Source organism: Acinetobacter sp. A22, from assembly GCF_030913345.1.
Taxonomy (GTDB): Bacteria; Pseudomonadota; Gammaproteobacteria; order Pseudomonadales; family Moraxellaceae; genus Acinetobacter; species Acinetobacter junii.
The window spans coordinates 38,522-52,472 of the sequence record NZ_CP133163.1; the positions used below are offsets into that span (position 1 = coordinate 38,522).

Sequence of the window (13,951 nt, forward strand, 5' to 3'; positions counted from 1 at the left end):
ATTGCAATCATCAGATAAAAAATATACTAGTATCCTGATGATAGCCGTCAAAGTACGATCTCTAGCAGATCATGGATCCTGGTATAGCGCGTGAATTGAGCTAAGTTTTAGAATGAGAGAAATATGGGTTTTAGATTTCGTAAAAGTATTAAATTATTCCCGGGTTTTAAAATTAATCTGACCCATAAAGGCATCAGCAGTGCCAGCATTGGCAAACCTGGTGCTTCTCTAAATATTGGGAAAAAAGGTACGCGAACCAGTGTCGGCATTCCAGGTACGGGACTATCTTACTCTAAACACCAACCTTACTCTAAAAAGACCCGTGTTCCACAACCGACATCGCTAGAACACACGGAATATAATCCTCAGAATTTAGAACAACCGAAGACAAAGATCTGGCCTTGGATTATTTTTGGAATATTGTGTTTTATGGTGGGTGCCGTCATTTTTTAGCAAGAACAGCACTGTATTTTGATCAAAAAAAATGCCCAGATGGATGAATGGGCAAACTAAGGAATTAATATCCTTCAGAAACTCCAGCGCAATTCTCGCTACTTTCAGTAAGCGACTCTGGCTCAATCATGATAGTCTGACTCAATCGAATCGAGGTAAATCGATCCATCACAATTGGAGCAGAAATTATGCTTGAATACATTCTTGAATGATGCTGAAAAGTCTTTGAGTTTTAATTAATAAATAAGAGTATCCATGTCTACCCTCAACTTTACTTATTTTCAGATAGCAACCAATCGAGAGCACTCATTTTTACAATACCATTATAATTCGCTTCAGTCCCTATCGTGTCTAAGGTAAGCAAATACTTGGGATACGAATCAGAAATTTTCTGTAATGGACGTAACTCTCGGCTGAGTGTCTCCTCATTGAGCGTTTCTAATGCCACCTGATAATAAGTTAAATTCTGTAAAGTATCGACAGCAACAAAATCAATTTCATATTCATCAACCCGCCCTACATAGACCGTATAACCTCGTCTGACAAGCTCAAGATAAATCACATTTTCTAGGATATGACCTTGATCAGCATTAGCATCAGGCAACATAATCCGGCGCAATCCGACATCAACTAAATAGTATTTTTCAGAGGATTGTAATAACTCACGCCCGCGTACTTTAAACTGTGCGGCACTATAAAATAGCAAACTGTCCTGTAAGCCCTGAATATAGCGTTTTACTGTTTCAAATGAAATCTTAACCCCACTTGAAACAAAGGTATTTTTAATTTTATTGATGGAAATAGGTGAGCCTGTCACGCTTGCCAAATATCTTGCGACACGCTCGAGAGAGTTAATATCGGCAGTATTCAAACGGGGAATAACATCTTTAAACATTACACTGGCATAGACCGCTTGCAAGTAATCATAAGTTTCCTGCTGGCTAGTCATGGCAAGCGTATAAGGGAAACTACTGCGCGTATACATGGCATACAAATCACGATTGGATAATTGTTGGATGATCGGATTATTTTCAATATGCCACTGTTTAAATTCTTGGAATGACAGAGGTAGAACATGTTGCTCGATATAGCGTCCTGTAAGTAAAGTCGCAAGTTCTCCACTTAGAAAGAATGCATTTGAGCCTGTAATATATAAATCGATATAATCCCGAACATATAAAGAGTCGACTACTTTCTCAAAATTTGTAACATGTTGTATTTCATCTAAAAAAACATAGTTTTTTTTACTTTTATCAACTTTGGACAATACATAATCATGTAGTTTACGGTAATCGGTGAGTTCTTCAAATTCCATAAATTCGAAGTTGATGGCAATGATGTTTTCGGCTTGTACACCCTGTGCTTTTAGGTCTTGTTGAAACATCGCCAATAAGGTGGATTTTCCAGAGCGACGCACACCTGAAAGTACTTTAATGACATCACGGTCTTGCCATGTATTCAGAAATTTTAAGTAGCCATCACGTCGAATATTAGCGCTTCTCATTATTTACACTTAGAATCTAAAGTTTTAATAAATTCTATCAAATTTTAGAACATATATGTAAATATATTTAATTTTAAAAAAAATTTAAAGGTTAAGTGAAACACTCAAAGCTGCTGTTAAAGTATGCGGATAGTAAATGTAACAAAAATCTAGATTCTATCTTTTTTGATTATTTTCCATGTCATGTTATGTCATTGATGCTGCGACTTAACGGCTATATAAATTAAGTGAAAAGTAAATGGAACTAAGATGTTAACTAGAGTGGAACTCATTTTTGTTGTACTAATGGTATCAGCCTTATTGCGCATGAAATGCTAAAAGGTTTATTTTTTAAGATCATCAGATTAAGTGCATTTTGATAATGAATAAAGCTCCGTGTGGCGCTTTATTCATCCTAGCCATTCAATATTGCAAAATGCGATAAAATGTTATGCATGTGATCACCCACACTTGAATTATAGAAGCAATGCAAAAGTGGCCACAGGCTGAAACGGCATTAGATGGTTGGTATCGAACCATAAAGGCAAACGATCCGAAAGATTTTGCTGAGATGAAACATCTCTTTCCAGAGGTCGATAAAGTTGGAAAGTTCCATGTATTCGATATTGGCGGGAACAAGATCCGACTTATTGCAGTCGTGATGTATCAAGCAAAACGTGTGTATATCCGTGATGTCTTGTACCATAAAGAATATGACAAAGGTCATTGGAAGGAAGGTTAGTATGAACGCGATGATTAAACAGGCCGTAGACCACTGGCACTGCGTTGCACCATTGCTCAGCAAGCCAGAAAATGAAGACGACTTTCATACACTTGTTGAAGCTTTAGATGAACTTTTAGATACTGTTGGTGATGACGAGTCCCATCCTTTAATGGGGCTTACTCATCAGCTTGGTGATTTGGTTTCTGATTATGAAAATGAGCATCTTCCTATGCCTAAAGGGGACGGTCGTGCTGCTTTGGCTTTTTTGATGGAGCAACATGGTTTAGGTCAGTCTGACTTAACAGAGGTTGCAACACCATCAGTGATTTCTGAGATTTTAAGTGGTAAACGCCAACTGAATATTCGTCATATTAAGGCATTGTCTGAGCGGTTTAATGTATCGGCAGATACGTTTTTCTAAAAGAGAGGTGGATCAGGAAATTTGGCTCAATTAGGGGTACTTTGCCTTTCAAATCTTTGTGCAACAAAGCCCAGAGAATCTATAAATGATAGTGCGTAAGTCCTAGAGTATATAAAATGAACCGTACCGGGTTTGTCGGAGACTTTTTGTTTAAGTTAGGCCACCTGACCTAACGGGTTAATTTTATCATAGTACATCGCTTCAAAATCAAAAGGTGATACATAACCTAGTGAACTATGTATACGTTCTTTATTGAACCAATCTACCAAATTTAATGTGGCAAGTTGTATATCACCCAAACCACGCCAATCTGCTTTTAAATATTCAATCACCTCTGTTTTGTACAACCCATTCACTGTTTCAGCCAATGCATTATCGTATGAATCCCCCGTAGTGCCGACTGATGCTCGTAAATTCGCTGCTTCTAAACGGTTGGTATAGCGAATTGAAAGATACTGTACGCCTCTGTCACTATGATGAATCACGTTATTTGGCATTCCTCGATCATGCAATGCCTGCTCAAGTGCAGCGAGCACCATGTCGGTATTCATCCGTGTTGATACTTTCCATCCAACAATTGCTCGTGAGAACACATCAATAATAAATGCGGTATAGACCCAGCCTGAATTGGTTTGAATATACGTGAAGTCGGCCACCCACAAGTGATCAGGATGATCAGCTTTAAAATTGCGTTTTACTAAATCATCTGCTGATTTTTGATCATCTCGGCTACGCGTTGTTTGTTTATTCTTACCACGCCAAACACCTTGTATACCTAGCTGTTGCATCAATCGAGCAACTGTACAACGTGCAATAACATAGCCTTCGTGTCTTAGTTTTTGCCAGACTTTGCGCACACCATAACGACCTGAACTTTCTTTCCAAATACGTTTAATCTGTTCAGCATGATGTTGATCATGTAGATCTCGTTTCGCTCGATGTTCCCTTGCGAAGCAATGCTTCTCATCGCAGAGATCTAGAGTCCGGTAATAAGTTGAAGGTGCGATAGGTAAAATCCTACAAATCGCCTCGACTCCGTACGGCTCTTTATTATTATGGATAAAATCCATCATTATTTGTGTGGGCGGTCGAGCTCCGCCTGGGCGAAAAAAGCGGCTGCTTTGCGTAGAATTTCATTGACACGTTGCAGCTCTTTATTTTCACGTTCGAGCTGTTTAATACGTTCTTGATCTGAAAGCTGCTGTACTTTAACTGGATTTTGTTGATCCAAATATTTTTGATGCCAGGAACGTAGTGTTTCAGGGGTACAACCAATTTTAGGTGCAATTGCTGTGATTGCAGCCCAAGTAGAAGGATAATCTTTTTCGGATTCAATCAATAATTGAACCGCTCTGTCTCTGATTTCAGGAGTATATTTTGGTTTTGTCATTGGGACATTCTCTCAAGAAAAATGGTCTCCGACAAACCCGGTACGGTTCATTAGCCCGATTTCTAAAAACCTCATCTTTTAGATAGTCGGTGAGATAAACCTTATATATGCTTGATTTTTCTCTAAACTTATTCAGAATTTTATCTAATTTATTTTGATCGTAATCTTGCTTTGATTCTCTATAAAAGTCTAAAAAAACATTAGTATCGATAAAAATGTGGTGCATTAACAATCCCCCTATTTAAATTATATAGATTCGCTAAAATTAACATAATACACCTTATACGAAATGTTTTTGTAACTCCAAAATAGAAATGTCCGGTTTCTCCAAAGTAAAAATGTCCGCTTTTAGAATATGCACTTCTGCAATTTCCTTAGCGGACGGTTTGATATGTTGGTGTCTATGTCGGATAAAGAACTTAAACGATTGTCGGTCTTGCAGGAAATCTGCGATCAACGCATAACTCAATCCCAGGCTGCTCAGCTACTTCATATTTCAGAACGTCAGATCAGACGCTTACTGCAGAAATACAAAGCTCAAGGTCCATCTGCATTAGCCCATGCCGGTCGTGGCCAAATCAGCAATTCTAAACTTCCTGAAGAACTCAGACTCAAGTGCCTCAATATTGTTTCTGACCAACTGCATGGTTTCGGACCCACTTTAGCGCATGAAAAGCTTACCACCGTACATGGATTCGATCTTTCAGTAGAAACCCTGCGTTCTTGGATGATTGCAGCTGACTTATGGATGCCTAGATCCAAGCGCCTGAAACGACCGTATCAGCCTCGTTACAACCGGGATTGCTTTGGTGAACTGATCCAAATTGATGGCTCACACCATGACTGGTTTGAAGGACGCGCTGCTAAATGCTGTCTGCTGGTGTTTATCGATGATGCTACAGGAAAATTGCAGCATTTACGCTTCTGTGAGTCAGAATCAACCTTTGACTATATGATTTCAACACGCTTATATGTCGAACAGCACGGTAAGCCTTTAGCGTTTTACAGCGACAAACATTCAGTCTTTAGAGTGAATCAAAGCAGCAAGAAAGACACCAAGATTACCCAGTTTGGACGTGTACTCAGCACCCTGAATATCGATATCATCTTCGCTAATTCACCGCAGGCCAAAGGCCGTGTGGAACGGGCCAACAGAACCCTTCAGGACCGTCTGATCAAGGAGATGCGCCTGAAAGGCATCTGTTCGATTGAGCAAGCTAATGTCTGGCTACCCTGCTTCATTGAGGAGTTCAATCAGAAGTTCGCCAAGATGGCTTTTAATCCTAAGAATCTACATCGGTCTATCACTGAAACAGCCGAAGAATTAGATGATATTTTTACTTGGCGTGAACCCCGCAGAGTCACGAATAGTCTGACGATTACTTATGATAAATGCGTATATCTCCTGGAAAACACCGAAGAAAATCAAAGGTTGATCGGTAAGTATCTTGAGTTCCTTGAATACCCGGATGGTACTGTAGCCATCATGCATAATAGCCGAAAGATCAATTACAGCCTCTTCGATAAATTAAGTCAGCTGAATCAGCGAGAGATTGTTGAGAATAAACGGTTGGGTGCTGTTCTGAATCATATCCAACAACAGCATGAAGAACTGGAACAGCAAAACAAACGTTCCCGTCTCAAGAAAAGTATGCCGAGTCGTAAAGCTCAGAAAGCGGTTATTGAACAAAGAAATTTAAATCCTGTGCTTGACTCTTGCAGTTAAAAACAGGACATTTTAAATGGTTTATCGCATAGACATTTTAATTGGTGAATAACAGTTTGATATTTCTCTTTAAATATCTTTATATTAACGTAAGCCGTTCTGGACATTAGGGCAGCAGAGCGGCTTTTTATTGATTATTCATGTTCCACGCTTAAAATTCGAACAGTGTTTCATGATTTTTATAAGTTAAACTAAATTTAGTTGCTAATCCCAATAAGCTATTCACTAACTTGTAAATATCGGTATACCGCCTGACGACTAATCCCAAAAGCTTTCCCTAATGCCATTTTCGATGGATACTTCCCCTCCTTCCATGCTTGTCGTAAAGCTTCAGCTTGGTCAGGCTGGCACTGTTGCAAATAGGCTGACATGATAAGCTAAATATCTTATTTATTTCGAGATACAGCAGATGAATCCCTTCCACGGTCGGCACTTTCAAGGTGAAATCATTCTTTGGGCTGTTCGTTGGTATTGTAAATATGGCATCAGCTATCGTGAACTTCAGGAAATGCTCGCTGAACGTGGAGTGAATGTTAATCACACTACTATTTACCGTTGGGTTCAACGTTATGCTTCTGAAATAGAAAAACGCTTACGCTGGTATTGGCGTAATCCTACACATCTCGGCACATGGCATATTGATGAAACTTATGTAAAAGTGAATGGAAGATGGTCTTATCTGTATCGTGCAGTCGATCAACGTGGCTTTACCATTGATTTTTACCTTTCTTCTAGACGTAATACCAAATCAGCATATTGTTTTCTTGGAAAAATTTTAAATAATGTGAAGAAGTGGCAAATTCCACAAGTGATCAATACGGATAAAGCACCCACATATGGAGGTGCTTTATCACGGTTAAAACGGGAAGGAAAATGTCCACCAGACCTTGAGCACAGGCAGGTTAAGTACAAAAATAACGTGATCGAATGTAATCATGGCAAGCTAAAGCGGATCATTAGGGCCACTTTAGGATTCAAATCGATGAAGACGGCTATGCCACATGCATCTATTCAGATGGCATTAAACACCGATGATGTACAGACGAAGTAGTAGCAGCCGATCCTACTAAAAGAATAGCAAACGATAAAAACAGCGATAAGCATGTTTTTAACCACTGCATAAAAATAGACCAAAAATTAAGCTTTTTTAGTTTTACAGATTCGAAAATAAATAGTAATAATTCATGAATAGTAGCCGAAGCTACCATTCATGAATCCAAATCATACTATTTTAAAAAACTAATTCGATGCCTGCACCATATTTCCAGCCTTTTTCAGAATCCGTAGCCTCTTGCATAGAAGTGGCTTTCTGTCCTTTTTCATATTGGTAAGCAACGTCAATAAAAGGTTTAATTCGCTTAGTAATTTCATATCGGGTTTTGATCCCCGTTTTTAGTTCTGATAAACCTGATTTTGCAGCATAATTAGAATCATCACTAAATACTACATCTGCTTCGATGTAAGGTTGAGTAATAAGTTTTTGAGTTAAAAGTAAATCACGTTCGAATTCAAAACTTGTTCCCCAAAAATTATTTTCACCACCATAAAGATAAGCTTTTGTCTCAAAGAAATAAGGAGCAAGACCTAATAATCCAATAACGCCATCAATGCGATTACTATTACGGTTATTTTTGTCCTCACTATACCTTACCCCAGCTTGTACATCCCAAAAGGGTGCTACATTACGGCTATAAAGTGCAGATACATCATATTTAGGATCATTGCTTTCTGCTTTGTCCAAATTTGCTTCAATAAATAGACGATTTTCATCTGTCCCAATTAAAGTATCAAACCTTGTTCCTAGGTTGCCCTTACCGTCTTCATCAACTATCCATGCATTTTCAAGTCTTGTTAGTTGATAAATTTGTCCGCCATGTTCTTTAAGATGATCATCATTAGATGGGGCTGATCTCTTTCTTGCGGTCAGAATAATATTATCTCCCCCATTTGCATTTTCCATTGAATAATATTCTGGATACAATTCTTGGGGGCTATATCTTAAGCCACCAGACTCCTGTAATGAGACTCTCATACCATTTGTAATATTACTTTCTTGTTCCGAAGTGCTGCTATTAGCAAAAGTTAAGTTTGATATACTTACTAATGCAATTGATAAGACTGTTTTTGAGAAGAAATTCTTAGTGATTTGCATGTGGATTTACTCCCTTCTCACTTATTGGGGGCTGAGCAACAATATTTTTTGAAACACTATCTTTGTCTACTTGGGCGACAATTAGTTTATTGATGTGTGCTGATAAAAACGGAAGCTTTCACTTGGTAAACTAAACGTACTCATCAGGAGTTTACCATGAGCAAAAAACCAAAGTTTTATACAGCGGAATTCAAAGCTGAAGCTATAAAACAGATTGAAGAAAATAAAGGCAATGTTTCGGAAACAGCAAGACAGCTTGGCATATCCATGCAAACGCTTTCCAATTGGTACAGCAAAGCTAAATCTGGAACATTAGTTGGAACACAACAATATTCCCCTGAACTTGCTGCTCTGCTCGAAGAAAATAAGAAGCTGAAACAGCAACTTAAAACTGCGGAATTGGAAAGAGAATTCTTAAAAAAAGCAGTAGCGTACTTTGCCAAAGAAAGTCAGTGAGGTACGCCTGCATGAAACAGTATAAAGATACATACCCAATCACCATGATGGCGAAGCTGTTAAAAGTTTCAGTATCAAGATTTTATGAGTGGTTGAAAAGTGGCTTAAGCCAAAAACAAATTCGAAGAAATCAGCAGACTATCATGGTGAAAATAGCACATCAGGAGACCAATGAAAGCTATGGCTATATTCGCCTGAGTAAGCATTTACACGCTCAAGGTGTTCAAATTAGCCAATATGCAGTACGTACAATAAAGAAGGTCAATAAACTCTTTTGCAAGCGCCATAAGCGCTTTAAAAGAACAACAAACAGTGATCACAACCGTCCCGTCTACAAAAACTTATTAGAGCAAAAATTTAACGTGAGCACTCCAAACCACGCGTGGGTAAGTGACATTACCTACATTTGGACAAACGAAGGATGGCTATATCTGGCTGCTTCAAAGGATCTTTATACAAAGCAGGTTGTTGGCTATAGTCTAAATGAACGTATGACAGCACAGTTGGTCTGTGATGCTCTTAAAATGGCTATTCGGAATCAAAAACCGCCACAAGGCTTAATTGTTCACTCAGACAGAGGCAGTCAATATTGCAGTCATGTATATCGAAATATGATTGAAAAATATGATTTTCAAGGTTCAATGAGTAAGCGTGGAGACTGCTTTGATAATGCACCAATTGAAAGCTTCTGGGGCATATTAAAGAATGAACTTATACACCATGATATGATGATGCAGATGAAAATGGGCTTTCGGTTTTTGAAGTAAATAGTGATCCTAAAGCGAAAGCTGAAATTGAAAGTATTGCAAGAGAGTTTTTAGGAGTATAACTATGGCTGGTTTAACTGGGCTAAACAAAAAACCTGAACCTACTGAACAAGATAAAATGTTAGATGCATTTATATCTGGTGCAGAAAAGAGGGTAAAGGCTTTAGAATCAAGTGAAAAAAAATTTATTCGTTACACTTTTTCTCTCAATGAAGATATTAGTAAACTAATTGATGAGCTGGTTGTAAAAGGGCAAAATGCAAGAATAAATCGTTCAAGTATTGTTCGAGCAGCTATAGAAAATTTATCGACATATAGTGCAGATGAATTAAAAGAAATATTAAATAAATAAATAAATTAAAAATATCCCACTTTTTTAAGGGGGATATTTTTTATCCAAGTTAAATTTACTGTAAGTCCCCAGTGAACCCTATAGATATTTTTAAATTCAGCTCAGGCTCTAGCAGTGTGGTGGTAATTTATCTATTTGAGTGGCTTTGTTGCACAAACCTATCTGTAACGGCTTTTTCAGCGATATAATTTTCAAATGAAGAAGCCTACACACAAAATCTACCGCACAACCAATTGGCCCGCATATAACCGAGCACTCATGAGTCGCGGAAATATTGCCATTTGGTTTGATCCTGCTACGCAATGGTATGCTCCATCAAAAGGCAAACAAGGGCGAAATCAAACCTACTCCGACGCAGCTATCCAATGCTGCTTAATGATTAAATCCTTATTCCGTCTATCTTTACGTATGGTCACTGGCTTTGTGCAAAGTCTGATTAAACTTTGCGGATTAAATTGGATAGCTCCAGATTACACCACGCTTTGTAGAAGACAAAAGCATATTGATATTGTAATCAGCTACCAAAAAAGTAGCGATGGGCTGCATCTACTCATGGACTCTACAGGCATGAAGTTTCTAGGTGAGGGCGAATGAAAACGCAAGAAACATGGACCTGAATATCGTCGCCAATGGCGTAAACTTCATATTGGTATAGATGCTAAAACCCTACAAATACGAGCAGTTCAGCTTACAACCAATAATGTCAGTGATTCACAGGTGCTTGGTGATTTACTTAATCAGATTCCACAAGATGAGCAGATTAACTGTGTTTATACCGATGGAGCTTATGACACCAAGCAATGCCGTCAGGTCATTGCAGATCGGCAAGCGCATGCGGTGATTCCACCTAGAAAAAATGCGAAACCATGGAAAGATACAAAGAGTAGCTCGCTAGAGCGAAATGAATTACTTCGAACAATTAAACGTTTAGGCAGGACACTATGGAAAAAATGGTCAGGCTATCATCGTCGAAGTTTGGTTGAAACTAAGATGCATTGCATTAAATTATTAGGAGATAAACTCAGTGCAAGGAGTTTTGATAGCCAAGTGAATGAGATCCATGCACGTGTAGCAGTCCTTAACAGATTTACGGAATTAGGTCGACCATTTACCCAAGTTACGCCTTAAATTTGGCTCAATTAGGGACGCTTTGCATTTCAAATCTTTGTGCAACAAAGCCCCGCCAATGTAAAAATGACCCACTAGGGGATGCGGACAAAATTCAACCGGCGTTGACAGCTCGCGCACTTCGGGGGTAAATTTGGTTCGGATTTTGCTCATGATGACTCCATTGTCTCAAATAACGGAGCCTCCTCAAAATCCGGGGCGGTTCACTTCTATAGAAAGGAGAGAACTTTCCTCGACAAGTTGATGTCTGAGACAGGTATTGAGTACTTCGTGAAATAGATTAATCAAGATCACTCAACAGTATGCTTCGGTTGCACGACAAGACACTTAAAAATGTCCTTTCAGCAATATTGTTATCAAAAGAATTCTTTTTAGGATAGTAACCATGAAATCGCTAAAGCATCTAATTCCCGTACTTACATCATGTCTGTTAGGCATGACCGCTGTCATTCCAGCAATTTCTCATGCGGCTCAAGAGGTACGAGTTTATGGCCCGGGCGGCCCAGCTCCCGCGATGAAAGAAGCCGCGAAGACATTTGAGGAAAAAACTGGCACACCAGTAATAGTTACCGCTGGCCCCACACCAAAATGGATTCAAAACGCAAAAGACGATGCTCACATTATCTACAGCGGATCTGAAACGATGATGACCGACTTCGCCCAGGCTATGGAGGGCGGATTTGATGAAACCAAGGTTAAGCCGCTCTACCTGAGGCCATTGGCAATACTTGTACGCCCGGGCAATCCTAAAAATATCAAGGGACTTTCCGATTTGTTCAAACCTGGACACAGAATTTTGGTGGTCAATGGTGCTGGACAAAATGGTGTATGGGAGGACGCAGCGGGCCGTAAAGGAAGTATTGAGTCGGTGAAAGCGTTCCGAAAAAATATTGCCAAATACGCCAAAAACAGCGCCATCGCAAAACAGGAATGGACTGATGACACTTCTTTGGATGCCTGGCTAATCTGGAACATTTGGCAAGTTGCGAACCCCACCTTGGCGGAAGTTGTGCCCATTGAAAAAGATTATGTTATCTATCGTGATACCGGTGTGGTGCTAACCAACAAAGGTGAACAGATCACAGCAGCGAAACAATTCGTTTCGTTCTTACAATCCGACGACGGTGCGGCTATCTTCAAAAAATGGGGATGGATTACTCAATAAAATAAGCTTAAGAACAGTGGTGCTTGCATGAGCAAGCTCACGTGTGCGCCACTGCCCTTGCATAATGATGTGGTTCTAGGATTTTAGACCACGCCTATAAGTGATAATCTACTCCCCAATAAGCATGGGAAATGCTTGTTTTTGGAGTCAACCATGACACGAAGAAAACGTCGTAATCATTCAGCAGAGTTTAAAGTTACAGATTAACCAGTGATTTTAGCGTTACCCGTCACGTTTGAGCTGAAACCAACTTATCAATAGAGATTATCATGTCAAATAAATATTCTATTAAATTTTCAATCCTCGTCAGCTTATCAGCGTTATCTTTGGTCGCTTGTGGCAATCAAGTCGAGAAAAATAGTCAAACAGATACCATCGCCTCAACGCCTCAAACAACTCAGCAGCGTCAGGCGATAACCACCATTCCTAACGTTCAAACTCAAATCTCAGATACATTGAAAAACAATACGTTAACGGTACATCGCGACCCGAACTGTGGCTGTTGTCATAGTTGGATTGAGCATGCTAAATCCTACGGTGTGATGATTGTTGACAAAGTCACCAGTAATGAGGCAGTTACAGCGATCAAAGCGCAGCATCAATTACCAACGTCAATGTACTCTTGCCATACCATCATAAGCCAAGACGGTTATGTGTTTGAGGGTCATGTGCCGGTCAAGTATATGGATAAGTTCCTACAAAACCCGCCCAAAGACGCTATTGGTCTAGCCACACCGGGTATGCCAATGGGTAGTCCAGGCATGGAAAAGGGTGATCAATTCAGTCCTTATACTATTATGCTGATAAAAAAAGACGGTAGTACCGCGCCTTATGCTAGTATTAAACAAGCAAACGAACAATATTGAAGATATTAGCCAGTACAGCGCTAGGTAACACTGATTGGGTCACGTCCGGCTATAGGACGTGGCTCTCATATAATATTACAGCAGATTGAGTAAGTTATTGACTGAAGTTACGCAGCCCTTTAAAAAAGCGCTATCATAACAAAAAAAGTAGTTTTTATAAGAACTACTGATTAGGACCTTGACACCCTGCTTTTTACTGGATAATCTTATTTCAACGCAGCAAAATCTGTGTGCAGGCGTGAGAACCTGATAAAATATCTAGGTGCAATTAAATGTCGCACTTGCGGCTATTTTTTTGCCTACTGTTAAGCAGTCCCTATGGTAGCTTAGCAGGGCAGCTTCGTGCTGGCTGATCCTAGATTCAGTATTCTCACCCCTGTTAAGTTGCCTCCATTGCCGTGAGAAGCGATGGAGATAATTAAACTCTTATCTAGGAAACTGCTATGCATACTAAATTCAATGATGCAAACCCATGCATGCCAAAAAACCTCGCTAAACAACTGATTGTCGAAAGCGCTAAACTTCTGAATCATCAACAACGCCAAGCCTTGCTCGATATTTTCATGACTTTAGATCAGGCGGAAAAAACAGCTGAAAAGACACTTCAGCAACATGCTGTAGCGCAACAAAGCACCCACAACTTTTCTCAAGATCACGAATGCCAAGAAGACAATCAGGAATATTGGTCAGGTCATTACTATGATTCTTACAGTCAAGAATATCCGGAAGATTGGGTAAAACGGACTCAGTCCACCCCACATCGTCATAAGTTCCCTAGAACTGCTTACTGATCGTGGGGGGGCCTCTTTAAAAGTAGGCATCATAATCCGAGCTACTCGACTGAGTTGGCTCGGATGAGGATGAATAC

General features: G+C 39.5%; 12 protein-coding genes, 4 pseudogenes and 1 other annotated feature. Of the genes and pseudogenes, 11 read left to right on the forward strand and 5 right to left on the reverse strand.

From position 1 onward, the window contains the following. Nucleotides 1-123 precede the first annotated feature (123 nt). Complete coding sequence (locus tag Q9Q86_RS16485; protein WP_000506885.1) at nucleotides 124-453, forward strand: DUF4236 domain-containing protein; 330 nt, start codon at nucleotides 124-126, stop codon at nucleotides 451-453. A gap of 271 nt (nucleotides 454-724) precedes the next feature. Here Q9Q86_RS16485 and Q9Q86_RS16490 read toward each other — a convergent pair whose 3' ends face one another. Continuing rightward, nucleotides 725-1,957 (reverse strand): ATP-binding protein, encoded by a 1,233-nt coding sequence (locus Q9Q86_RS16490; protein ID WP_001255534.1) that lies wholly within the window; start codon nucleotides 1,955-1,957, stop codon nucleotides 725-727. Between the two features lie 466 nt (nucleotides 1,958-2,423). On the opposite strand from Q9Q86_RS16490, the gene Q9Q86_RS16495 reads away from it, so the two are divergent. Further along, entirely contained in the window at nucleotides 2,424-2,678 is a 255-nt protein-coding gene (locus tag Q9Q86_RS16495; protein ID WP_227540313.1) for a type II toxin-antitoxin system HigB family toxin, read from the forward strand. A gap of 1 nt (nucleotide 2,679) precedes the next feature. Then, nucleotides 2,680-3,081: a type II toxin-antitoxin system HigA family antitoxin gene (locus Q9Q86_RS16500; protein ID WP_000993197.1), complete on the forward strand. Its 402-nt coding sequence runs from the start codon at nucleotides 2,680-2,682 to the stop codon at nucleotides 3,079-3,081. A gap of 155 nt (nucleotides 3,082-3,236) precedes the next feature. Here Q9Q86_RS16500 and Q9Q86_RS16505 read toward each other — a convergent pair. After that, nucleotides 3,237-4,471, reverse strand: a protein-coding gene (locus tag Q9Q86_RS16505) for an IS3 family transposase (RefSeq protein ID WP_305156088.1) whose coding sequence is annotated in 2 segments (ribosomal slippage) — nucleotides 3,237-4,195 and nucleotides 4,195-4,471 — 1,236 coding nt in all. Because the reading frame shifts where the segments join, the coding sequence is not laid out codon by codon here. Then, nucleotides 4,080-4,196 (reverse strand) — a sequence feature (AL1L pseudoknot). It overlaps the preceding gene by 117 nt. Nucleotides 4,472-4,874: 403 nt before the next feature. On the opposite strand from Q9Q86_RS16505, the gene Q9Q86_RS16510 reads away from it, so the two are divergent. Then, entirely contained in the window at nucleotides 4,875-6,197 is a 1,323-nt protein-coding gene (locus Q9Q86_RS16510) for an ISNCY family transposase (RefSeq protein WP_112987681.1), read from the forward strand. Nucleotides 6,198-6,415: 218 nt separating this feature from the next. On the opposite strand, the pseudogene Q9Q86_RS16515 reads toward Q9Q86_RS16510, so the two are convergent. Then, a pseudogene (locus Q9Q86_RS16515) lies at nucleotides 6,416-6,544 on the reverse strand (DNA-binding protein); the annotation flags it as partial. 62 nt (nucleotides 6,545-6,606) lie between these two features. Between Q9Q86_RS16515 and Q9Q86_RS16520 the strand changes: the two are divergent. Next, nucleotides 6,607-7,248: an IS6 family transposase gene (locus Q9Q86_RS16520; protein ID WP_017395662.1), complete on the forward strand. Its 642-nt coding sequence runs from the start codon at nucleotides 6,607-6,609 to the stop codon at nucleotides 7,246-7,248. On the opposite strand, the pseudogene Q9Q86_RS16525 reads toward Q9Q86_RS16520, so the two are convergent. Together Q9Q86_RS16525 and Q9Q86_RS16530 are read right to left on the reverse strand one after the other, a co-directional pair. Beyond that, nucleotides 7,208-7,405: pseudogene (locus Q9Q86_RS16525) on the reverse strand (hypothetical protein); the annotation flags it as partial. The gene Q9Q86_RS16520 and the pseudogene Q9Q86_RS16525 overlap by 41 nt on opposite strands. A gap of 23 nt (nucleotides 7,406-7,428) precedes the next feature. Then, entirely contained in the window at nucleotides 7,429-8,349 is a 921-nt protein-coding gene (locus Q9Q86_RS16530) for a copper resistance protein B (RefSeq protein ID WP_305156087.1), read from the reverse strand. Nucleotides 8,350-8,505: 156 nt separating this feature from the next. On the opposite strand from Q9Q86_RS16530, the pseudogene Q9Q86_RS16535 reads away from it, so the two are divergent. The 6 genes and pseudogenes from Q9Q86_RS16535 to Q9Q86_RS16560 form a co-directional block, all read left to right on the forward strand. After that, nucleotides 8,506-9,527: pseudogene (locus tag Q9Q86_RS16535) on the forward strand (IS3 family transposase); the annotation flags it as partial. A 109-nt stretch (nucleotides 9,528-9,636) separates the two neighbouring features. Then, nucleotides 9,637-9,924, forward strand: a complete 288-nt coding sequence (locus tag Q9Q86_RS16540) for a hypothetical protein (RefSeq protein ID WP_000908082.1) — start codon at nucleotides 9,637-9,639, stop codon at nucleotides 9,922-9,924. A 195-nt stretch (nucleotides 9,925-10,119) separates the two neighbouring features. After that, nucleotides 10,120-11,052, forward strand: a pseudogene (locus Q9Q86_RS16545) (IS5 family transposase). A gap of 385 nt (nucleotides 11,053-11,437) precedes the next feature. Then, complete coding sequence (locus Q9Q86_RS16550; RefSeq protein WP_112987713.1) at nucleotides 11,438-12,217, forward strand: substrate-binding domain-containing protein; 780 nt, start codon at nucleotides 11,438-11,440, stop codon at nucleotides 12,215-12,217. Between the two features lie 269 nt (nucleotides 12,218-12,486). After that, nucleotides 12,487-13,083, forward strand: a complete 597-nt coding sequence (locus Q9Q86_RS16555; protein ID WP_016165164.1) for a DUF411 domain-containing protein — start codon at nucleotides 12,487-12,489, stop codon at nucleotides 13,081-13,083. A gap of 443 nt (nucleotides 13,084-13,526) precedes the next feature. Then, the gene (locus tag Q9Q86_RS16560) at nucleotides 13,527-13,874 is read left to right on the forward strand and encodes a hypothetical protein (RefSeq protein WP_016165163.1); all 348 of its coding nucleotides are present in this window, start codon (nucleotides 13,527-13,529) and stop codon (nucleotides 13,872-13,874) included. Nucleotides 13,875-13,951 lie beyond the last annotated feature (77 nt).